Here is a 21,079-nt window from a genome sequence, read left to right on the forward strand (position 1 = left end):
TCCGGCCCTGTCACGGGCGCATACCGTGACACCTTTCGATTGCCAGCCCCCACTGGAGACACAACATGAATAATCCCAAGGTGGCATCCACATCATCTAGCGCTGGACTGATCTCGCTGGCAGGCAGCTTGATCGGTCTGGGTATCTTCTTTCTACCGCTCCCTCACGGTGACGGACAGATGACCATCCCCCTGGTCATCATGATCAACCTGCTGAAGCAGACCCTGGGGGGAGCGCTGAATTTCATCACGCTTGGACTGATCGTACTGCTGTGTGTGACGTGGCTGATGTCACGTATTTCCGGGCATGAAGGACTCCGGCGTTATCATCGTCAGGACGGCACCATGACCGGAATCACCTTCCTGCTGGCGGCGGTGTTCGCTGGGCTGCTGGCGTTTGGGGTCGGCCCACAGTGGCTGTTGCACGAGGATGTCGGCGGGCTTGCCTTGTACCTTGGCGGCAGCGTCTTCCTGACTGTGACCATCGCCGGCTTCTTTGTCATCTTCCTGACTGAGTTCGGTTTTCTGGAGTTCGTCGGCACGCTGATGGAACCCTTGATGCGCCCCCTCTATCGCTTGCCTGGAAAGTCTGCTGTGGATGCGGTGGCGTCTTTCGTGGCGGCACCCGCGGTGGGCATCTTCATCACCAACAAGCTGTACATGGAAGGCCACTATACCGAGCGTGAATCTGCGGCCATTGCCACCAACTTCAGCATCTGCAGCCTGGGCTTCTTTGCCTTGCTGGCCTCCATTGGCGGCATCATGGCGTATCTGCCCCACATGATCCTGATGTCCTTTGTCATCAACTTCACCGTGGCGGCGTTGATGGTCAGGATTCCGCCGCTGTCGCGCAAGCGCGATGTCTACTTCGCGGGTAACCCGCAGACGGCTGAAGATCTTCAGAGCACCAGTGACACCCCTATTATCGCTCGTGCCTGTGCCGCGGCAGCCGAGCGCGCCGCACAGACCCGTCTGGATGTGTTCTACAAGGGGTTTTGGGAAGCCATTACCTTCGCCCAGAAAATCGTCGCCTACATTCTGGCCATCGCCACACTGGCGCTGCTGCTGGCCACCTATACGCCTGTCTTCGACATGCTTGGCAGCGTGGTTGAGCCGCTGATTTCAGCGCTGCAACTGCCTGATGCCAGCGCCATTGCGCCTACCGTGCTGGTGGCGATCGCCGAGATTGCTCTGCCGGCCATCATCATCTCTGGTGCAGAGGTCGACCCGATGGCGGTGTTCTTTGTCTGCACGCTGTCGACGGTGCAGATCATCTTCTTCACCGAAAGTGCCAATGCCATGCTCGAGTCCAAGATTCCGCTGACCGTGCTGGATCTGGTCGTCGTGTTTCTGTTGCGTACCCTGGTGGCCTTGCCGATGGTGGCGCTGGCCACTCACCTGTTGTTCTAAGCCTGGTCTTCTAGGTCCTGCGTCTCGCTGGACCTTGGTCTCTCTTCATAGGCTGTGCCCATTGGCATCACGGGTGATCACCGTGGTGCCTTTTTTCCGTTGCGCCTGCCTGGCACAACACGCCAGCGCCCCGCTCGACAAGAGCGGGGCGCTGGCTGATGCGCGTCGTTGTCAGGTTCAAGCCAACACTTGCGTTATGTAGGGGCAAGAACCTTGGCGAGATGGCTTACTGAGCCGTGATGACGGCCATCACCAGGTTGCCATCCACCTTGACCGGGCCATCTTCGCTGGCGCCAAGGGTGTACTCGAAGACGCCGGTCTGGTTGCCGCCATCTTCGCCGTGGAGCATCAGCATCAGCATGTCACCATTGGCCACTTCCTCTGTCAGGATCGCGGCAATGTCAGTGTTCTCGCCAGCCTTGAGCGGAGCGTAGCCGACTACCGGACCCGGCTTGTGGCTGTCATCGGTGCGGTGAACGACCATCCAGCCGTTGTTTTCGGCAACGATGCGTTCTGCCGTCACGGTGCCCTCGGCAACGGACTGGTCGTCTGCCCACACGCCAAGATCATGGGATCCTTCCATGTCCGCATGATGGTCGGCATGGGCGCCAGCGGTGAGGAAAACTGCTGAGCTGACGAGGATGCTTGCTGTCAGTTGTTTGAACATCATTCTCTCCTGGTGCAGTTGACTGGCTTTGGCTCTCGGGCCCGTGGTGTGGCGCCGAGTCACTGTCAGGTACGTAGCCTCTGGGCACAAAGTTTCAGCGGCGAGGTTTTTTTTGATCGCTGTGCCTTTGATCGTTGTGCCTTTGATAAAAAAGGCCGCCGGGAGGGCGGCCAAGCAGGGAAGTGGTGAGGCGAACAGGTGGCAGGCATGCAACGCTCACCCTCGCGGAAGACGCCCTCGCGCCGCTATGGTCGCGCCACTATGATCGCGCCCTATGGCGTGGGGCACTGCAGCGGGGGCACGCTGGTATGCCGTTGGCTGCTCGCTCGCCAGCAACAGATACGTGTCATGAAAGGCAAAGGTTTCATGAACGACAAAGGTTTCAGTCAGAAACGGGGAAAACCGCGCACTGTTGAAGTTCGCTTAAGGCGCTGCTGTCCCGGCGATTGACGTTGGGAGAACGCTGAAGGAGGCACTTCGCAGGACCCCTTGGGAATAGATCAGAGGAATCCACGGGGCCTGAGCTGGTGCTGACAAAGCCGATGCGGCAGAGAGGAAGCGTTCCTCTCTGCGGCCATGGCTAGAGACGCTGGTTGCCGGGGGCCTGGGTGGGATACAGATACCCGTGAATGGCGGGGCCCGTGGGCTGGCCGGTGGGTGAGCCTCCCGAGGGCTCGACACTGATGCCAAAGGTGGCCCGTTTCAGCAGCTCGGGCGAGTACTGCTGCAGAGCGCTCTGGTCGATGCTTAGGTCGTCGTCCAGGACCCCCACCGACTGTGGCGTCGGCCCCAGGGAGGCTTCCTTGATCCATAGCTGGTAAGAGCGGTCTTCCATCGGCTTGGCGGTAACGGGCATGACGTGCAGGCGGCGCTGTTCAAGGTTGACGCTCAACATGAAGGCGGGTTGCTGGTCGTCCTGCTGGAACACCGCGACAAACTGGGACTGGTCGGGAGATGACGTCGGTGCACCCACCAGTAAGGCTGCCAGTATCAACGCTGCGGCAGAAGAGACCCCAGCCATCCCTCGCCAGAGGGTTAAACGACGGCGCAGCCGGGTAACCCGATCATCGCTATGCTGCAACGCGGCCCGAGCTTCGACAGCGTCGATACGTCGCTCGATACGCGCCAGCAGGTGGGGGCCAGGAGCAATGGACTTGACCTCATCGCCCAGGGGCGCGAGCCGTGCCTCCCAGGCCTGGATCAGCTGCTCAAGCTCGCCATCTTGCTGGCGTTGCCGGTGGACCTGCTGGCGCTCGGAATCGTCGAGTGTGCCGAGTACAAACTCGGCGGCAAGGAGGTCCTTGTCAGTAAGATCGCTCATGTCGACAAGCATCCTTTCAATTGCTTGAGAGCGCGATGCAACCAAGTCTTGACGGTGTTGACGGGTTGCCCGAAATGGGTGGCCAGGTCGGCCCTCGACCAGCCGTCCAGGTAGGCCAGCCGGACCATCTGGCTGCGTGTCTCCTCCAGTTCCTCCAGGCACTGCGACAGGCGGTCGGAGGACTCATCCTGGTCTCGCTGCTCGAAGGCCGAGGCCTGGGTAGCTGCGGCGTGCTCCAGGTGACTGTCGTCCTCACTCTGGTGGCGGGGTGCTCTGCGCAGGTCATCGATGGCCGCATTGCGGGCGATGGTCGCCATCCAGCCGATGACGGAGCCGCGCTGTCGATCGAAGCGATCTGCCTTTTGCCAAATGGTCACGTAAACGTCCTGAATGACATCGTCTGCCCACGTTGTGTCCTTGAGGATACGCAGCACGGTGCCGAAAAGTTTCGCCGAGGTTGCCTGGTACAGTTCGGCAAATGCCTCTCGGTCGCCCTTTTCCACTCGAGCCAACAGCATCACCAGCCTGTCTTGAGGAGACTGCGCATCACTCGGCGCGGACGTGTCAGTTTCCAGGCGTTGGACATGCGTCATTCATGGGATCTCTGTGACGGGGGCGTGTTGGGCAGCGTGACGCGGCCGGCCGGTTCGGGTCAAGTGGCGCAGGACAGGGCGATTCAGGCCGGTAGCTGGTCTGGCGGGATGCCGTGAGCGCGTAGCGGCTGATCGACCAGCACCTGCGTGGCACGTTCCTCCAGAAGGCGCCTTAATTCGGCTGCAGGGACGGGCTTGCTGAACAGGTATCCCTGGTACTCATGCCCTTGAAGCTTGCTGATAAACGCCAGCTGCTCCGAGTTCTCGATCCCCTCGGCGATGATATGCAGCCCAAGGCTTCGGGCCAGTGAGATGACGGCCCGGACGATCGCCGCGTCCTGGCTGTTGTTGGCGACGTCTTCCATGAAGCTGCGATCGATCTTCAGGCGGTCGACGGGCAGGTTCTTCAACTGGGTAAGGTTCGAGTATCCGGTACCGAAATCGTCAATGGACATCAGTACCCCGAGCTCCCGCAGGGTGCCCAGGACTTCCATGGCGCGATCCGGGTTCTGCACCAGGCAGGTCTCGGTCAACTCGAGTTCCAGCAGGTTGGGCGGAAGGCCGGTATCGGTGAGCACGGTCTTGATGGTGTCGACGAAACCTCGGTGGTTCAGCTGAATTGCCGAGATATTGACGGCGACTGGCAGGGCTTGGCCGGTTTCCTCCATCCACTGACAGGAGAAGCGACAGGCCGTGCGCAGGACCCATTCACCCAGTGGCAGTATCAGCCCGCAGTCTTCCGCCAGAGGAATCGCTTCATCGGGGGCAATCTGGCCAAGTTCCTCATCGTGCCAGCGCAAGAGGGCTTCTACTCCCGCCACCTGGCCGCTGTGCACATTGATCTTGGGTTGGTAGGCCAGGGTCAGACCGTCGTTGTCGAGGGCATGGCGTAGGCGCTGTTCGAGGATGCTGCGGCGGTCCGCCGCGTGAGTCATGTCGGGTGCAAAGAACTGGTAGGTGTTGCGGCCGTTCTGCTTGGCGCTGTACATGGCGGCGTCAGCATGCACCATCAAGTCGTGGCGGGACCTGCCGTTTTCCGGATGCAGGCTGATCCCCAGGCTGGTGGAAACCTTCACCATGCTCTTGTGAATCTGGAAGGGCTTGTCCAGCGCGCTGAGAATTCGGCGCGCCATGGCCTCTGCATCGCCATGTGTGATGTTGGGGCCCGCCACGATCATGAACTCGTCGCCACCGACCCGGGCGACCAGGTCGCCATCGCGCACCGCTGATTTCAACCGGGCGGCTGCGCCCTTGATCAGTTCGTCACCAGCATGGTGTCCCAGCGAATCGTTGACCTGCTTGAAGCGATCCAGATCGACGAAAAACACCGCGAAGCTCGCAGACTCGGTGGCAATCATCGCGTCCAGGTGCTCTTCGAGCTTGAGCCGGTTGGGAAGCTGCGTCAGCGCGTCCTGGTGGACCAGATCCTTCAACTCTTGATTGGCGCGTTGCAGCGAGTCGGCCAGCAGCGCATTGCGTGACGACAGGTGGGCGTCGTAGATGGAGATGAGCAGCGCCGTCACCATGATGAAGATCGAGGCCAGTGCCACAAGGAAGGCGAGCTGACCGTTACCCAGGCCGCCGGCATCGACGGCCATGGGCACGCGCTGATAGCTGGTAGCAGCCATGCCGGTGTAGTGCATGCCAGCGATGCCGACGGCCATGATCAGCGCAGCAAGACCCCGCTGCCATAGCGGAGATCGTATGCCTTCACGATTCAGTCGAAAGGCCAGGGTGAGGGCGAGGGCGGAGGCGACAACGGCAACGGCGACCGAGGCCAGAAACAGATCGATGCGATAGCGCAGCTCGGTGATCGACAGCATGGCTTCCATGCCGATGTAGTGCATCAGGCACACGCCAGTGCCCATGATGATGGCACCGGATGTCAGCCTGGGCCAGGTGAGCCGGCCTCCCTGCACGGTCGCCAGGGCCAGTGCCGAGGCGAGCAAGGCGGCCAGCAGTGAGACAAGGGTCAGCGGGATGTTGTAGGCGGAACGGGAAGCCGTATCCATGGCCAGCATGCCGACAAAGTGCATCGACCAGATGCCGGTGCCCATAGCAAAGGCGCCCCCGGCCAGCCAAAGCTGCCGAGCCAGTCCGCGACTGGACTTGACCCGGCCTGCCAGGTCCAGCGCGGTCAATGAGGCAATGGCGGCGATAGCGAGACTCAGCACGACGAGCGCGGGATGATAGGACGCAACGGTATGGTCCATGCAGGAGAGATCCTCAAGGAGTGATAGCGGTGTTGGCCGTAAAGGCACCTACCATACCTTTAGAAGAAACTCCGCGCTGGTTTAACTTAACGTTACGTCATATGTTTCTTATTTTTCTTAGGTATGTCAGTGGTATAGCGGCAATGCTCTAACTGCCTTTCGTACACGTCGAATGCCCTGGCGACCGACGTATCGGGGCGCAAGCATCAGTGAGCGATGTTAGGGTAGGCCTGATCCAAGGCCTGCCGGATCGTCCGGGAGGCCATCGACAGGAGGTCCCATGAACACTCGCAGTGAGGGCATCGTGATTGTTGGTGGTGGAGCCGGCGGCCTGGAACTGGCCATTCGTTTGGCCAAGGCCGGGCACAAGGACGTGTTGCTGATGGATCGCGATGCGACCCATGTGTGGAAGCCTCGTCTGCACGAGCTGGCGGCGGGCTTCACCCGGGCCAGCGTTGATGAGCTGGATTACGCTGGTTTGGCGCAGCAGTGGGGATTTCGTTTCGAGCAGGGCGAATTGGCTGACGTAGACGCTGGCCACAAGCGTTTTACCCTGGCGCCATGGAAGGACGACAACGGGCGTGTACTGGTCGCCGAGCGACAGCTGTCGTATGACGCACTGGTGCTGGCACTGGGGGGCGTGACCCCGGACATGGGGGTCGACGGCGTTCTCGACAATGCCTTCCTGCTCGATAGCGAGCGAGACGCAGAACGACTGTATCGCCATTTCTCGGCCGGTCTGCTGGCGCGCCGCTCCCAAGGGTGCAGCGATCCCTATCATGTCGCCATCGTGGGAACAGGGGCGACCGGCGTCGAACTGGCTGGCCTGCTGGCTACCGAGGCCAGGGCATCCAGCATGGCGCCCAAGGAGATCCAGCCCGAGGTCAAGGTCACCTTGCTGGAGGCAACCGACACCTTTATGCCTGGTATGGACGACGAAGTACGGCACGTCGTGCAGGCGCGTCTGCAGGAGGCCGGGGTCGACATTCATACCGCGCAGCAGGTCAACGCGGTCAGCGCCCAGCGTGTCACCACCGAGGGTGGTCAGTCCTTCCCCGCCGACATGACCATCTGGGCGGCCGGACGGGTTGGCCCACCGCTGGCGAGTCGAATGAAGGGGCTTGCGGTCAATGACAAGCGCCAGTGGATCGTTAGGCCGAGCCTCCAGGCCATGGACAATGACGCGGTGTTTGCACTTGGGGATTGCTCCTGGATCGAGGAAAGCCCGGCGCCTCCTACCGCTCAGGCCGCCAGCGAGCAGGCCGAACACCTGGCCCGAGAATTGCCGCGTTTTCTGGCAGGAGATGACCCGGCCCCCTTCCGCTACGAGGACAAGGGGACCCTGCTGTCCTTGGGCGAGGCGGGCAGCGTGGGTACCCTGCGCGGCGTCTTTGCTGATGACATCACGCTGCGCGGGCGCCTGGCCCGAGCCGCGTATCAGGGCCTGCAGCGACAGCATCAGTTCCTCTTGCTGGGCCCCTGGAAGGGTGCTGCCGAAGCGGTGAGCGATGCCTTCGGTCGCTCAGTGGGCCCCCGTCTCAAGGTCCACTGAGCCCGCGCCGGCTCAGGCCGGATCAATCGTCAGCAGCAGGCGTCGACCGCCCGACGCCATGGCGGGGCTGCGATGGACCAGGCCCCGCCCTTCATTGCCGGCCCAGCCATCTCCCTTCAACAGCGCCAGGTCCCCTGGTGCCAGCGCCCGAATCGCGCTGGGCTCGCGCAGCACGTCGGGCTTGTCCGGGGTCGGAGCGCCCAGTCCCTGACGATTGACGGCAAACTCCGGCAGCCATTCGCTGCCTGCGCCGACATAGGTCGTGACCATGCGCACCGGCAGCTTGTCACAATGGAAGCGCGGGCACATCGCGGCATTCATCAGGCGCAGTCTGACCCCCAGGCTGTCAGTGTCGAACAGCATCCCCATGGCCTCTGTCAGCAGCATGACGTCGTCGATCAGTGCTGTCGCTTGCTCAGCCGCAGGCAAGCTGCGCAGCAGGGCCTGCTTCATGTCCGTATTGGCGGGACCCAGCCATTGAAAGCTCCACAGTCGCTCGCTGTGGCATTGGGCTTGAGCGCTGCCTTCCAGAACGGCAGGCAGGGCCCGTTGGAGCACGGAGATGGTGATAGTGTCTTCATAGATTCGAGGCAACACGCTGGCCTCGGTACCCATCGCCCAGTGTGGCACGTTGCTGTGAGCCTGCAGGGGCGCTGCGGCGGCCTGGGGGGAGTCGACCAGCGCGCTGCTTGAGCCAATAGAGAGGGAGGGCGCGACGGGGCGCGGCTGAGAAAGCGACATGGAAGGAAGGCTCCTGGGAGGTTTTTATATGTTATATCGTAACAATATGCCCGATGAAAGCCCCCCCTTACCTCCTTGCATTGGCATGCATTGGCGCAGCCGACAGGAACTCGTCTCTGATATAAGCACCAAGCGGTGACGTGGTCCCTGAGTGAGGAATCCTGAGTGAGTATTGGGGGAGAGACGACGGTGTCAGGTGGCTCTGATCAGCCCTTCAAACGGGGCGATGGTCCTGCTGTCCGGGAAGACGGTGGTATCCAGTGCGGCACGCTGCAGCCCCAGATGATCTCGCAGCACTCCCTTCAGCACGCTGCGAATATCCTGAGCGGCGACAAGGTCTCTATTGTCGCGAAGGCGAGCGAGACCCGGCCAGTCGCCGTGGACCTTGCCCCCTCGGATGGCGCCGCCAGCCAGCAGCACGCAGCTGGCGGTGCCGTGGTCGGTGCCACCGCTGCCGTTGACGCGAACGGTGCGACCGAACTCGGTCATTACCACCACGGCCGTATGCCGCCAGCTAGCGCCGAGCTGCCGATGCAGCGCTGACAGGCCGTGATCCAGGTCGGCAAGTTTGCGCGCCAGTACGGCGTTCTGGCGCGCATGCGTATCCCAGCCCTGGTCATCGATCAGCGCCACACTGGCTCCCTCGGCAGGTGCCAGAAAGCGTCCCGCCGCCGGCATGATGTCCTCCAGGCGGGTACCGCCCACCACCTCATCTGAAACGATGCGCTGCATCTCCAGGGCTCTGGCGAAGGCCGGACCCAGCCGCTCGTCGTGTCGATAGAGCCCGCTCATTCTGGCGGCCAGCACGCGGGTAGCGTCCGAGGTGGGGGAGGGGACCCAGCTGGTGATGGGGGCGGGCCCTCGAATCATCAAAGGGCGGTCATCCGTGAGGCTGATGCCTTGGGTGTGAGCCTGTTCGCCAATGGCTCGATTGAGCCAGCCGGTGCGACTGCCACCCGGATGGTCGGTGCCGTTCTCCAGGCAGTCCTGGGCACTGAAGTGTGAGCGTCCCCGATAGGCCTGGCCGCAGGCGTGTATGGCGGCCATGTCCCCAACCAGGAAGCGTTGATGACAGAATGACAGCGCAGGATGCAGCGCAAAGGTGTCATTCAGCATAGGGGCTGTCGGGTGCAGTGCCGCCGCAAGGTCGCCGCGCAAGCTGGCGTATGCCGGATCACCGGGGCAAGGAAGTGCCGTTAGACCATCGAGGGCACCACGCAGCAATACCACCACCAGACGAGGACGCGCCTGGTGTGTCTCGGCCCTGGCGAGGGGCGGCCATAGCCACATGCTGCACCCCAGCGCCAGGCGTCCGAGAAAATCACGTCGATTCAGCATGGCAGCCTCCGTAGCGAATCCCCAGGGTTCAGGATCGAGAGTGTCGGGAATGAGAAGGTCGAAAAGGAGGAAGTCGGGCGACTAGCGCCACTGGAACTCCGGGCTTGCCAGCACCATGGCTCGGCCCATCCCAGGGGGCTGCTGGCTGATCGCGACGGCGGTCTCCTCGCGTAACCTGGGTCCCAGGCAGTGCTCCGCCAGAGCCAGCGGTTCCACCGTACTATCGCGTCCATGGCGGCGTGCCAGTGCAACACGTCGATACAGCGCATCCGCGCCGATCCAGTCACGGCTGTCGTCACTCCACCCGGCGGGAGAGCCAGGCCAGAAGGGGCGCTGGCCGAGTAGACGCAGCTCCTGTTCCCACTGATTTCCCGTCGAAGGTGGGGTCTTGTCCAAGGCGCGATAAAGGGCCACCAGGAACTCCTCAGGTCGGCGAAACTTGGGTGCCCCGGGCTGCCAGGCAAGAGGATGACGGAATAGGGTACGGTAGAGTTCGGCAAGGTCGCCGTCTTGATCGCGAAAGCTCCTGGCCAAGGCGCTGACCAGCTCTGCCGGAGGATGGTCTGCCACGAAATGGCCGGCAAGCTTGCGCGCGATGAAGGTAGCTGTCGATTCATGCTGTGCCAGCAGGCGCAGCATGGCTTGACCCTGACCGGCGCCATCTGCAGCGAAACGCTGTCCCAGCAGGATCCGTGGACCTGGCTCATGGGCCGCTTCGTGAAAGACACTGCCATGGGAGCCCAGATCAGGTGGGTTCGTGGCCGGCGGCATCTCCAGCGGGGTGCGCCAGCCGGTAAGCGCCTGGGCCAGGGCGACGACATCTGCTTGGTCGTATGGCCCGTCGACGCCCAGGGTGTGCAGCTCGAGGATTTCCCGGGCCAGATTTTCATTGAGCCCCAGAGATCGCGGTGAGGCCCGTCGGCGAGCGGCGCGAGCAACGGCCGAGGAAGGGCCGACAGAGTCTGCGTTTTCCAGGTACAGCAGCATGGTCGGGTGCTGTTCCACTGCCAGCAGCAGGTCGCTGAAGCGGGAGGTGATGTTGGGGCGGATGGCCTCGCGCTCGTAGGCGCCGGGCAGCATCACGACCTTGCCGCGATCGGCGGAAACACAGAAGTGGTTGCTCCAGAACATCACCCAGCGTTCCAGCACCGGGGCGCCCGTAAGGCACTGCTGTCGTGCCCGAGCTTGTCGTTCCGCCTGCATATCGCGACCAAAGCGCTGGGACAGGCGCGGTAGCGAGGTCCCGCCCGCTGCCGTCTGGCGGGCCATGCGTCGCCGTGCCTCGGCATGGTCGCGCTGAAACTGGGCGAAGCGCTCCAGATAGTCGAGCGTGGAGGGCAGTGGCGTCCCTCCGGGGCCTAGCAGGGCCTCTTGGGGCGCTTCCAGCTGGGCCAGCACCCAGCCTTGGGGATCGTGAGCAATCTGCTCGAGCTCTCCTGGCCGGGGACCCAGGCCGAACCGGCTGGCAGCGATTTCCGCCAATACCAGGGCATCAGACACCACAGCGACTCCTGAAGACGAAAGCCATGCTGGCTTTGGCCGGGGAGGAGGCGCCAGGTTCCCTTATCCCTTGAGTGGCGGCTGATTCGGCAAGGTATCGAGGTTTTCGCGTGCGATGGGGTGGAGAGAAGGGCGAGAGAAGGGCGAGAGAAGGGCGAGAGAAGGGCGAGAGAAGGGCGAGAGAAGGGCGAGAGAAGGGCGAGAGAGCCGGCGAGAAACGTTGATGAACGCTTCACTGATAGTCGCTTGCTACGGGGTATGCAGGGCCAGGCTCAGCAGCACCCGTTGGCCTTTCTCGATCCGCGACACGCTGTGCTGGTAAAGGTCAGGCCGGAACAGGATGACCCGGTCGAACAGATTGAAGATCACTCGCTCCGTCTCGAACACGCCTCCTGCCTTGGGCGCCTTGAGAATCATGTTCAGCTTGAAGTATCGGCCGCCGCCCATGGGATCATTATGGCGATAGACGCTATGTCCCTCCGGGTAGGTGACCAGATTGGCGGTCAGTCGCCCCCAGTCCAGCAGGGTGCGGTTGATGACGCGTGCCATGGTGATGCTCCTCATTGGCTGTCTAGCCGGTATTTAGGAGGCTATTCAAACTCATCTTGAGCAATCACTCAAATTCTTTTTGCAGCTGCCATGACCTCAGTTGACGGCAGGGTGGAGGCACAGAGCCGCAGAGCCGAGCAGCGCTACTCTGCACGCGGCCGAGCGTTACCATGGAATCGTGCTGACGCAGCAGTATCGGCACATGCGCCTCATGACGAGGCGCGTGCTTTCAGGCCTTGGATGACTGCGCCCAAAGATTGATGCCACCATCCACCGCGTAGCGGTCGATCTCTGCGAGCTCTGCGTCGCTGAATTCTGGGTTGTCCAGTGCTCTGACGCAGTCGACGACCTGTTCCGTCCGGCTGGCGCCAATCAATGCGGTGGTAACGCGGCCCTGGCGCAGGACCCAGGCAATCGCCATTTGGGCCAAGGTCTGGCCCCGTTGCGCGGCGATATCGTTGAGCGCCCTTACCCGCCTCAGGTTGTCGTCCGACAGGTGGTCCTCGCGGATGGCGCCGCCCTTGGCCAGACGGCTGTCCTGGGGCACACCATCGAGATACTTGTTGGTCAACAGTCCCTGGGCGAGGGGCGAGAAGACGATTGAGCCGATGCCTTCCTCGTCGAGAACGTCGAGCAAGCCGTCATCTTCGATCCAGCGATTGATCATCGAGTAGCTGGGCTGATGAATGAGGCATGGCGTGCCCATGTCGCGCAGCAGTCTGGCGGCCTCGCGAGTGCGTTCTGGGCTGTAGGACGAAATGCCGGCATAGAGCGCCTTGCCGGAGCGCACGGCGTGGTCGAGCGCTCCCATGGTCTCTTCAAGCGGCGTCTCTGGGTCGAAGCGATGGGAATAAAAGATGTCGACGTAGTCGATGCCCATTCGCGCAAGGCTCTGGTCGAGGCTCGACAGCAGGTACTTGCGGCTACCCCATTCACCGTAGGGCCCAGGCCACATGTGGTAGCCCGCCTTGGTGGATATCACCAGCTCATCGCGATGGCCGGCAAAGTCCGAGTGCAGAATACGCCCAAACATCTGTTCGGCACTGCCGGGGGGCGGACCATAGTTGTTGGCCAGGTCGAAGTGGGTGATGCCGTGATCGAACGCCGTGCGGCAGATGTCGCGTGCATTGTGCTCGTCGGCGTTGTGACCGAAGTTGTGCCACAGGCCGAGCGACAGCGCAGGAAGTTTCAGACCACTTCGACCACAGCGCCGGTAGCGCATGCGTTCATAGCGGTCTGCTGCAGGATGGTAGGTCATGCTGATTTCCTCCGTGACAAGGGCGGACATGAGGGGCCGAGGGGATAGTGCCAGGACCTGGAGCATGCCCAGGGTTCCAGGGTGATGACGCCTGCCGGGAAGCTACACTCTGGCTGCCCGCACCCTGGCCGACCTCACTCTGGCTGCCCACACTCTAGCTAGGGCTAGCGTTCGCTAGAAGTCAGTAGCGAGAAAACATTGTTCGTTCAGGTGAACAGTAAGGCCTGTCACCGGTCATTCAGCAAGGGTAAAGTTTTACTGCAAGCACGGCGTCATTCGTGGTGCGGACCGTCCTTTATTGGCAGGAATCTGATGATGGCAAGTCCTGATCACAAGACATTGGAGCGGATGGCACTGTTCGCCGATGTCGCCCGCACGCTGAGTTTTACCCGTGCTGCCGAACAATCCGGCGTGTCGAAAAGCTATTTGTCCGAGCAGGTCCGGCGTCTGGAGCGTGACCTCAACGTCAGTCTCTTGATTCGTTCGACCAGGAGCGTGCGGCTCACTGAAGATGGTGAGCGCGTGCTGCGGCGCATGGACCAGGTGCAGGATAGCCTGATAGAGCTGGGAAGAGAGCTCGAGCACGCTGGCGGGCGCCTGTCAGGAGAGCTGCGCATTACGGCGCCGGTGCTGTTTGCCGAGCACTACCTGATGGACATCTGTAACGACTTTCAGCGCACTCATCCCGAACTACGCTTGCACCTGGACGTCAGCTATCGCAATCATGACCTGACACGAGAGCGCTTTGATCTGGCATTTCGTTCGACCCTGGTTCCACCGGAGCGCATGATCGCGCGTCCGCTGATGCGCTACCGCGCGGTTTGCTGCGCGGCACCTTCGTATCTGGCGCGCCATGGTCAGCCCCAATCCACGGCAGAATTGCGCGAGCATCGTTGCCTGACCTTCACCCAGCAACAGCTGTGGTCGTTCGATTCGGAGGACGTCACCCTGGAGGGATGCTTGAGCATCAATGATCATCGACTGCTGCGTCGGCAGGCGTTGGCAGGTCGGGGCATCGTGCGAGTGGCAGACTACCTGGTGGCCGACGATCTGGCCAGGGGGGAGCTGGTGGAGGTGTTGCCGACGTATGCTGAGCGCACGCGTACGATTCAGATGATCTACCCGCCCAGACTTCGCCAGTCGGCCAAGCTGCGTGCCTTTATCGAGGCCCTGAGTGAGCGTCTAGAGAGCTAGCCAGCGACGCGCTCTCGCGACACTGGCGGGGATGGAGAGATAGAGGGGGAGAGATAGGGGGGAGAGATGGCAGGGTCGGCCAGGGCCTGGGCCCCGGCCGGCCAGGACATTAGCTGTCTGCCTCCATGGCAGCGGGCATGGCGGCCAGGGTGGCTTCGTCAGACAGCAGGTCATGCAGGGTCTGGGAGGCCAGCTGCGAGTTGCCGTCCATCACTCCATCCAGCCATACCAGCGCTTGTTCCCGGTTGGCGTTTTCCAGGCCGTTGGCGGCAAGGTAGGCCTTGGCCAGGGCCAGCCGCGCGGTCTCGTGCCCTTGGCGAGCGGCTTGCAGCAGATAGTCGGCTCCCTGCCGAGTATCACGCTCTAGGTTGTCTCCGCGCAGATATTCGCGGCCAAGGTTGGCCTGGGCGCCGGCATGCCCCTGGTCGGCTGCGCTGGTCAAGAGCTGCTCTCCTCGCTGTACGTCCTGGGCCAGTTGCTGGTCGCCACGAATCAGCGCCGTACCCAGGGCGGAGCGAGCCGACAGGTTGCCGGCCTCGCTGGCCTGGCTGAGCCAGCGTTCGGCCTGCTCTCCATCGGCGGTGACACCCTGGCCCTCCAGATAGGCCTCACCCAGAGTCTGGGCTGCGTACTGGTTGCCTGCTTCTGCAGCCTGTTGCAGCAGCTGACGGCCTCGCTCAGGGTCAGCGTCGACCCCATTACCGCTCAGCAGCAGCTCGCCAAGGTCTGCTCGCGCGCCGGCGTGGCCTCCCGCCACCGCCATCTTGAGCAATTCGGCGCCCTTGGCGGGATCCCTGCTGACCCCATCACCGTCCAGGTACATCCGGCCCAGGGCGGCGGCGGCGCCAGGGTGACCCTGACGAGCGGCCTGTTCCAGCCAGCGACTGGCCTCGGCGTTGTTCTGGCCAATGTCCTGACCGTCACGATAGGCGCGACCGAGATCCGCCATGGAGTTGACGTTTCCCTGACGCGCAGAAGCGATCAGGGCCTGGATATCGCCGGCCTTGCCGCGATCCCGTTGGGTGCGCAGCAGGGCTTCAGCCGCGGAGGGGTGGCCCGCTTGCTCGGCCCGTTCAAGCCAGTCTGTCGCCGCGGTCAGGTCGCGCTCGACACCGGTACCATCGCGATAGGCTCGGCCCAGCACCACCATGGCATAGGCGTCGCCCTGCTCCGCAGCTTCTGTCAGCAGACGACGACCCGCCTCGACTCTGGGGCTGACCTCCGGCTGCGCCGATGGGGTGGTAAGCCTGGTTGATGACGTGGTTGATGACATGGTCGAGGACGCGGCTGGCGTCTGCGGCTGTGAGGGTACAGAGGCCTGCTGGAGGCCTTGACCACCGGCCAGGTCGCCGGTGAGGTAGGCTTCACCCAAGCGAGTGGCCGCGCTGGTGTCGCCCGCCTCGACGGCCTGGGACAGCAAGCGCTCTGCTTCATTGGGCTGGTAGGCCAGCGGGCCGTCCTGCTGCAGGTAGGCCTCACCCAGTACCCGCAAGGCGCCGGTCTGGCCCTGCTCGATGGCCTCGCGCAGCAGGCGTTCGGCGCGGGCCGGGTTGGCGGCTACGCCACGGCCTTCGAGATACAGCTGTCCCAGCTGCTCGGTGGCGAAGGGGTGCCCCAGTTCATGGCCACGCTCAAGATAGCGAGCGGCCATGATCGGCTGTGACGGCACCCGTTCGTCAGACAGGTAGACCTGGCCGAGAACCGCGAGGGCCAGAGCGTCATCGCGGTTGGCCGCTTCCTCGAGCAGGCGAATGCCTCGCTGCGGCTCGGCCGGCAATGCATCCCCTTCCAGCAGGGCACGGCCCAGCGTGACACGCGCCGTCACGGAGTCTTCGGCGATGGCCTTTTCAAGCCATGAGCGGGCTTCCATGGGACGCGCTCTGAGCCCGTCTCCCTCGAGCAGCAGTTTGCCCAGGCGCTCCATGGCATCGACATCGCCCGTCTTGGCCGCCTCACTCAGCAGCTCAGCGCCCTGATCGGCGCGGCCGCTTTCGAGCATCTCACGGCCGGCCTTGGCGACAGCGCCAGGATCACCCGCCTGGGCGGCCTGAGTCAGCCAATGCAGGCGCTGCTCATCGTTGCCGGCAAGCAGGCCATCCGCGGCGTACAGCTCGGCCAGCTCGGTCATGGCCTTGACGTCGCCGCCACCGGCTCGCTCGCGCAGGCCTTCGGCATAGCGCTGCGCATACTGGCGTGAGCGCTCGGGGTCGTTGTCCAGCCAGCCGCCTTCAGCGTAAGCCTGGGCCAAGGCCAGAGTGGCATCGGCATTGCCGGTGTCAGCCGCTTGACGGTAAAGCGCCAGGGCACGCTGAGGGTCGGCGGCAACACCGTCGGCACCGCGAGCCAGAAGCGATGCCATGACTACCCCCTCGTCACGGCCAATCTGCTCTTCCATGGCCTGTTCGAGCAGGTAGTAGGCGAGTACCGGGCGGTAGGGGGCACCTTCCTGCTCAAGACTCAGCTTGGCCAGATTCAGCGATGCGTGGCCCAGTATGTAGGAAGGGGTGCGCACGGCATCTTCATAGTAGGTGGCCGCCTTGGCGGGGTCTGCCTGGATGCCTTTACCCTGGTCCCAGATCTTGCCCAGTTCGTAGTACGCCTTGGGTATGTCCTGGGCCGCCACGGCCTTCAGTTCGAGGATCGCCTCGCGGGTCTGCCCCGCAGCGACCAGCTGCTCGGCTTTGTCGAGCGCGTTGTCATGCATCCATTCGGGATTGCGCGGCTGTTCGCCATCAAAGAAGTCCTGGTACTGCGCCGGCAACGGGTCGACCCCGGTCGACTGGAACTGGGAGCCCGGCGCAGCGCAGCCGCCCAGCCACAGGGCCATGGCGGCGGATGCGGTCAGCGGAAAGGCCTTCGACCAGCGCAGGCCTTGAGGAGTAAAGGAGCGAAAGTGGGGGAGCATCATGGGCAGGCCTCCTGGGGCTTTTTTATCGGTCACTGCGACACAGCGTCATCGGCAAGGCCTTCGAAGGCGGTCGTCTCGCGCCGGCTTTCGTCGATGACCAGGTGCTGTTGCGCCTGCGGTGACATGAAGTAGAGCGTCTGGTAGCCGCCGGCGCTGCGGTTGTAGACCGGACGGACCTGAGTCAGGAATTCCTCGATGCGGGGGTCATCGAAGTGGTTCTGGTAGATCTCCATCCAGGCAAAATACTGGTTGTCCTTGAGAAAACCGGTGTACTGCTCGCGAGGAGCAAGGTCTCCAAGAGCTTCCGGGTTATTGAAGATGGTCAGGGCGAAGTCCACCGCATCGTGGATGCTGTGGCCGTCTATCTCGAGATCGAAGATGTCGTAGCCCTGACGCGCGATGACCTGCATGTTGGTGATCAGGTAGAGCAGGGCATAGTTCTGGTAGTGGGTGGCGCGACGACCCCGGTCGATTTCCAGCGGGAAGGCGCCTTGATCGGTCATGTCGGACAGTGCCGAATAGATGGCGCTGACACCGAAGCGAAACAGTTCGTCATCCTCGGTCACCACCCCGATCACGCTGGCGTAGAGGGCTCGCCGGTAGAAGTGGTTGTTGCAGCAGCTGTTACCGGGCTGCCCGGGAATCTTGGCGTGCTTGTGCGCCAGCCGGTTCAGCCACTCTTCGATGCGTTGCTTGGCCTGGGTGTGGCCCTCGACCTCGGGCCGCACCACCGAATAGGCCATGCCGGCGGCAAAGATCATCGATTCGGTGGCGAACCACGCCTGGGGCTCCATGGGATCGTAGTGGAAGTCGGTCAAGGCATCGTGCTGCGCCCATTGATCAAGGAACGACACCAGGCACTGTGCATAGTAGTCGTCGGCGGTGGCGACGAAGGAGCCAGCCAGCATCGATACGCTGTCTTCAAAGTCGAACAGCGGCTGGGAGGCCAGCTCCCACTCCTTGGGGCTGGGGTAATAGCCTGGTATACGCAGCCGGGTCGTGATCGGTTCCTGTGCCAGCAGCTGCTGGCAGCTTGGCCCGTTGGAGAGCTGGTCGATTTCCTGCAGCAAGATGGAGTTATCGGTGCTTGCCAGCATCTGCATGCGGCCGTCCACATCGAAGTAGGAAGCGTCAGGTCGCGTCACGCGGTAGTCGCTGAGGTCGAGTTCGGCTCGCTCTTCCAGGGTCATGGCCTGGGCCGCTGTCGATACGGCGGCCAGCGCAAGGCTGCCCGCCAGCACGGCAGGTAGCGCTGTCCAGGCCGAGGCGATGATGCGAGGCGATGATCCGCGCAAGTCAGGCATGCAGGGTCTCCTTGTTGACGGCCCGTGGGCCGTCACACTCATGAACGTGGTGCGTAGAAGTGAAAGTCGGCGAAGTCGACGTGCTGGTCCCGCGGCGTGCGCCAGTCCTTGCCATGTCCACCAAAGAAGGTGGAGAACATGAGGCCGTCGATGTGAACGCTGTCGCTGGTGCGATAGGTGATATCGGTCTGCTCGATCAGCGGCTGGCCATTGACCCAGACGCGAGCGACGCCATTGGCTTGGCCGGGATCATTGAGGATGATTTCCTGTTCCAGCGTGACCCACTGTCCGGATGGAAAGCTGAAGCGCCCACGGGCAATGGAGTCTCCGTAGTCGTTGTCACCGCCCACCACGTATTCGTAGAGCTCGCCTTGACCGTTCTCGCGCCACATGTAGCGCATCGAAAAACCGTTTTCGCCGGTGACGTCATCGCCGCCACTGGGGGCTTCACCGCCGAACAGACCCGGCAGCTTGCCGCCCTTGACGAAGTCGAAACCCTGCTCGAAACGGACCCGATAGCTGAGGCAGGCGTGGTCGCTGCCTGACAGTTCGGCGGGCTCGGCGTAGAAGCCGGCACCACCGACGTCGGTGTCTCCCGGTGAGGACGTTCCTTGCGGATAATGCACGCGCAGGGCGGGCGTCTCGGCGTGTCCGGCGAGCAGTTCGACGTTTTCCTCGGTGCCCCAGGTTCGGGTGGTGTCAAAGCCCTCTCGAATCGCATCGTGAGCGCTCGACTCGCCAAGCATCGGCGCCGGAGACGCTACCAGCGGAAGGCGGGTGGAGCAGGCAGCAACATCGGGCCGTCCTGGCTCGTCAGCGGCCTGGACCAGCAGCGGTTGTGCGGCCAGTACGGCGAGGACAGAAGCGGTCAGGCGCGTCGTGTTGGTCATGGCGTGTTCTCCTTGATCACTGTCATGCAGCGCTCAGGGGAGGCGCTCCCCTGACGCGTCGATGGCGAGGGCATCAGCCTGCCTGGTTGGCCTCAGGGCTTTCCTCGGCGGAAGAAAACAGTCGACTGGCCTGCTGGTAGATGCCGCGGCCGCTCTGCCAGATCCACTCGGCGGTGGCGCCCAGCAGCGCCTGTTCGGTGAAGCGCACGTCCACCGGGGTGCCGACGCTTTCGACGGGCAACGGCTTTTCCGGTACCAGCAGCACGCTGGCGACGTTCTGCTGCTGGCGCACCCAGCTGGGGAAGCCCGCGCGGGGCTGGCGCTCGATGTCGAGAGCCACACTGCGCACCCTGGCGCTGATCGTGCCTGAGGCATTGGGCAGTGACAGGTAGGCCAACTGATCCGGCTCGATGCGGTCGATGTCGTCCATATGGACCAGGGCTTCGACCATGACCTCGTCCTGACCGGTGCGCATCAAGGTCATGATCTTTTCGCTTTCATTGATATAGGTGCCGTCCGAACTGGACAGGGCCCAGGCGACCAGGCAGTCGCAGGGGCTGTAGATCTCGTTCTGGGACTGGCGTGCCTGCAGTGCGGTGACGCGGGACGCCTGGAAGTCCCTGGCCGTCTCGAACTGGTCGATCCGGGCCTCGGCAATGGCGGGAGACACCGTCTCGAAGCTGACGGCTTCGCCGTTGCCCGGCTCAGCGGAGTTGGCCAGGCTGACCTGACCGCCGTTGGCGCTATCCAGGCTTTCCTGAAGATTCTCGATCAGTTGGCTGTTATAGCGCTGAGCCGCCTCGGCCAGAATGAGGTCGGACTCCAGGTCTACGTCCTTGACCCGCGTGAGTGCTTCGTCGCGGGTGACGCGATCACCGGCTTCCAGCTCATGGGCCATCAAGATACCGGGGCTAGGGGCTCGGATATCGATGCGTGGAGCGGTGACCGCGGCAAAGCTGGGTTCAATCAGCATGAAGTTGCGGTAGGCCGTGGCCGCCGCCACGATGGCCAGAACCGCAAAGCCCATGAACAGCGCCACGTAACGACCCAAGGGCTTGGGAGGGCGCGCCGCCGGTTGCGGTGCACTGCCCGCTCCACGTCGCTTGCGGGGAGTCTGGCTGTCTTCACCCTGCAACAGCTGTTCGACGTTCAGCGGCCGTCCTGCCAGATGGGCTCGCACGACCTGGCGCAGCAGCTCCAGGTGGGAGGGGGAAATGTCGGTAATCTCGAAGCCAGCGTGATGCGTACCGGCGCGCCCCTCTTGTGCGAGGCTGTGGCGGCAGCTGGCGCCGACCGGCACCAGCAGTTCACCGCTGGCGGTCTGGATGGCGATCTCGCCGCGAATGCGCGCATCCTTGCGCATGGCTTTCGGGCTTTCGATCGCGAACCCACCCTGTGACAGGTCGACGCCGCGAAAACGGTTGCCATCCTCGAAGCGCACTTCAAAGGTCGGCGTGACGCGGATATAGCGGCGTTCATCGCGTCGCTCGTGGGCGAGGCCTGGGCGGCTGTCACCGTTGCTGGTACTGGCGTCATGGCCAGCCTGCCCGAGGCTAGGCTCTGCCCGCTGTTGAGAGGGCGAAGAGGCAGGACGTGACGAAGGTGTCTCTTGATCGTGGTGGTCGAAGTAATCGCTCATGGC

At 63.0% G+C, this 21,079-nt stretch carries 16 protein-coding genes; 3 read left to right on the plus strand and 13 right to left on the minus strand.

All coding sequences use genetic code 11. The annotated features are described in order from the left end of the window. Positions 1 to 65: 65 nt before the first annotated feature. Positions 66 to 1,409 (plus strand): YjiH family protein, encoded by a 1,344-nt coding sequence (locus KUV86_RS09060; RefSeq protein WP_222484535.1) that lies wholly within the window; start codon positions 66 to 68, stop codon positions 1,407 to 1,409. 226 nt (positions 1,410 to 1,635) lie between these two features. Here KUV86_RS09060 and KUV86_RS09065 read toward each other — a convergent pair whose 3' ends face one another. The 4 genes from KUV86_RS09065 to KUV86_RS09080 form a co-directional block, all read right to left on the minus strand. Then, positions 1,636 to 2,076 (minus strand): hypothetical protein, encoded by a 441-nt coding sequence (locus KUV86_RS09065; RefSeq protein WP_206944788.1) that lies wholly within the window; start codon positions 2,074 to 2,076, stop codon positions 1,636 to 1,638. Between the two features lie 580 nt (positions 2,077 to 2,656). Further along, positions 2,657 to 3,397 (minus strand): anti-sigma factor domain-containing protein, encoded by a 741-nt coding sequence (locus KUV86_RS09070; protein WP_206944787.1) that lies wholly within the window; start codon positions 3,395 to 3,397, stop codon positions 2,657 to 2,659. Beyond that, positions 3,394 to 3,990 (minus strand): sigma-70 family RNA polymerase sigma factor, encoded by a 597-nt coding sequence (locus KUV86_RS09075; protein WP_222484536.1) that lies wholly within the window; start codon positions 3,988 to 3,990, stop codon positions 3,394 to 3,396. The genes KUV86_RS09070 and KUV86_RS09075 overlap by 4 nt, the downstream gene beginning before the upstream one ends. A gap of 83 nt (positions 3,991 to 4,073) precedes the next feature. Next, a complete protein-coding gene (locus KUV86_RS09080) occupies positions 4,074 to 6,203 on the minus strand; it encodes a putative bifunctional diguanylate cyclase/phosphodiesterase (protein WP_222484538.1) in 2,130 nt (709 codons plus the stop codon). 280 nt (positions 6,204 to 6,483) lie between these two features. Here KUV86_RS09080 and KUV86_RS09085 point away from each other — a divergent pair, with 280 nt between their 5' ends. Next, positions 6,484 to 7,755, plus strand: a complete 1,272-nt coding sequence (locus tag KUV86_RS09085) for an NAD(P)/FAD-dependent oxidoreductase (RefSeq protein ID WP_222484540.1) — start codon at positions 6,484 to 6,486, stop codon at positions 7,753 to 7,755. 12 nt (positions 7,756 to 7,767) lie between these two features. Here KUV86_RS09085 and KUV86_RS09090 read toward each other — a convergent pair whose 3' ends face one another. The 5 genes from KUV86_RS09090 to mgrA all read right to left on the minus strand — a co-directional run bounded on the left by KUV86_RS09090 (position 7,768) and on the right by mgrA (position 13,141). Next, positions 7,768 to 8,496, minus strand: a complete 729-nt coding sequence (locus KUV86_RS09090; RefSeq protein ID WP_222484542.1) for a DUF1826 domain-containing protein — start codon at positions 8,494 to 8,496, stop codon at positions 7,768 to 7,770. 192 nt (positions 8,497 to 8,688) lie between these two features. Further along, on the minus strand, positions 8,689 to 9,834 hold the full coding sequence (locus KUV86_RS09095) for a DUF1501 domain-containing protein (protein WP_222484544.1): 1,146 nt from the start codon (positions 9,832 to 9,834) through the stop codon (positions 8,689 to 8,691). An 81-nt stretch (positions 9,835 to 9,915) separates the two neighbouring features. Continuing rightward, positions 9,916 to 11,334 (minus strand): DUF1800 family protein, encoded by a 1,419-nt coding sequence (locus KUV86_RS09100; RefSeq protein WP_222484546.1) that lies wholly within the window; start codon positions 11,332 to 11,334, stop codon positions 9,916 to 9,918. A 249-nt stretch (positions 11,335 to 11,583) separates the two neighbouring features. Next, positions 11,584 to 11,883, minus strand: a complete 300-nt coding sequence (locus KUV86_RS09105) for a hypothetical protein (protein ID WP_222164292.1) — start codon at positions 11,881 to 11,883, stop codon at positions 11,584 to 11,586. Positions 11,884 to 12,112: 229 nt separating this feature from the next. After that, on the minus strand, positions 12,113 to 13,141 hold the full coding sequence (gene mgrA, locus KUV86_RS09110; RefSeq protein ID WP_222484548.1) for an L-glyceraldehyde 3-phosphate reductase: 1,029 nt from the start codon (positions 13,139 to 13,141) through the stop codon (positions 12,113 to 12,115). A 315-nt stretch (positions 13,142 to 13,456) separates the two neighbouring features. On the opposite strand from mgrA, the gene KUV86_RS09115 reads away from it, so the two are divergent. Further along, positions 13,457 to 14,335 (plus strand): LysR family transcriptional regulator, encoded by an 879-nt coding sequence (locus KUV86_RS09115; protein WP_222484549.1) that lies wholly within the window; start codon positions 13,457 to 13,459, stop codon positions 14,333 to 14,335. Between the two features lie 109 nt (positions 14,336 to 14,444). On the opposite strand, the gene KUV86_RS09120 is transcribed toward KUV86_RS09115, so the two are convergent. The 4 genes from KUV86_RS09120 to KUV86_RS09135 form a co-directional block, all read right to left on the minus strand. Then, positions 14,445 to 17,243, minus strand: a complete 2,799-nt coding sequence (locus KUV86_RS09120) for an SEL1-like repeat protein (RefSeq protein WP_224908329.1) — start codon at positions 17,241 to 17,243, stop codon at positions 14,445 to 14,447. Between the two features lie 29 nt (positions 17,244 to 17,272). Then, entirely contained in the window at positions 17,273 to 18,547 is a 1,275-nt protein-coding gene (locus KUV86_RS09125) for an alginate lyase family protein (protein ID WP_222484550.1), read from the minus strand. Between the two features lie 38 nt (positions 18,548 to 18,585). After that, on the minus strand, positions 18,586 to 19,437 hold the full coding sequence (locus tag KUV86_RS09130; RefSeq protein ID WP_206944776.1) for a polysaccharide lyase: 852 nt from the start codon (positions 19,435 to 19,437) through the stop codon (positions 18,586 to 18,588). A gap of 73 nt (positions 19,438 to 19,510) precedes the next feature. After that, positions 19,511 to 21,076: a PilZ domain-containing protein gene (locus KUV86_RS09135; protein WP_222164289.1), complete on the minus strand. Its 1,566-nt coding sequence runs from the start codon at positions 21,074 to 21,076 to the stop codon at positions 19,511 to 19,513. Positions 21,077 to 21,079: the final 3 nt, after the last annotated feature.

Source organism: Halomonas sp. DP8Y7-3, from assembly GCF_019801675.1.
In the GTDB taxonomy this organism is placed as follows: Bacteria; Pseudomonadota; Gammaproteobacteria; order Pseudomonadales; family Halomonadaceae; genus Halomonas; species Halomonas litopenaei_A.

Bases quoted from the DNA above. Each gene is read 5' to 3' on its own strand.
- KUV86_RS09060 (WP_222484535.1), top strand. From the start codon at position 66: ATGAATAATCCCAAGGTGGCATCCACATCATCTAGCGCTGGACTGATC.
- KUV86_RS09065 (WP_206944788.1), bottom strand. From the start codon at position 2,076: ATGTTCAAACAACTGACAGCAAGCATCCTCGTCAGCTCAGCAGTTTTC.
- KUV86_RS09070 (WP_206944787.1), bottom strand. From the start codon at position 3,397: ATGAGCGATCTTACTGACAAGGACCTCCTTGCCGCCGAGTTTGTACTC.
- KUV86_RS09075 (WP_222484536.1), bottom strand. From the start codon at position 3,990: ATGACGCATGTCCAACGCCTGGAAACTGACACGTCCGCGCCGAGTGAT.
- KUV86_RS09080 (WP_222484538.1), bottom strand. From the start codon at position 6,203: ATGGACCATACCGTTGCGTCCTATCATCCCGCGCTCGTCGTGCTGAGT.
- KUV86_RS09085 (WP_222484540.1), top strand. From the start codon at position 6,484: ATGAACACTCGCAGTGAGGGCATCGTGATTGTTGGTGGTGGAGCCGGC.
- KUV86_RS09090 (WP_222484542.1), bottom strand. From the start codon at position 8,496: ATGTCGCTTTCTCAGCCGCGCCCCGTCGCGCCCTCCCTCTCTATTGGC.
- KUV86_RS09095 (WP_222484544.1), bottom strand. From the start codon at position 9,834: ATGCTGAATCGACGTGATTTTCTCGGACGCCTGGCGCTGGGGTGCAGC.
- KUV86_RS09105 (WP_222164292.1), bottom strand. From the start codon at position 11,883: ATGGCACGCGTCATCAACCGCACCCTGCTGGACTGGGGGCGACTGACC.
- mgrA (WP_222484548.1), bottom strand. From the start codon at position 13,141: ATGACCTACCATCCTGCAGCAGACCGCTATGAACGCATGCGCTACCGG.
- KUV86_RS09115 (WP_222484549.1), top strand. From the start codon at position 13,457: ATGGCAAGTCCTGATCACAAGACATTGGAGCGGATGGCACTGTTCGCC.
- KUV86_RS09120 (WP_224908329.1), bottom strand. From the start codon at position 17,243: ATGATGCTCCCCCACTTTCGCTCCTTTACTCCTCAAGGCCTGCGCTGG.
- KUV86_RS09125 (WP_222484550.1), bottom strand. From the start codon at position 18,547: ATGCCTGACTTGCGCGGATCATCGCCTCGCATCATCGCCTCGGCCTGG.
- KUV86_RS09130 (WP_206944776.1), bottom strand. From the start codon at position 19,437: ATGACCAACACGACGCGCCTGACCGCTTCTGTCCTCGCCGTACTGGCC.
- KUV86_RS09135 (WP_222164289.1), bottom strand. From the start codon at position 21,076: ATGAGCGATTACTTCGACCACCACGATCAAGAGACACCTTCGTCACGT.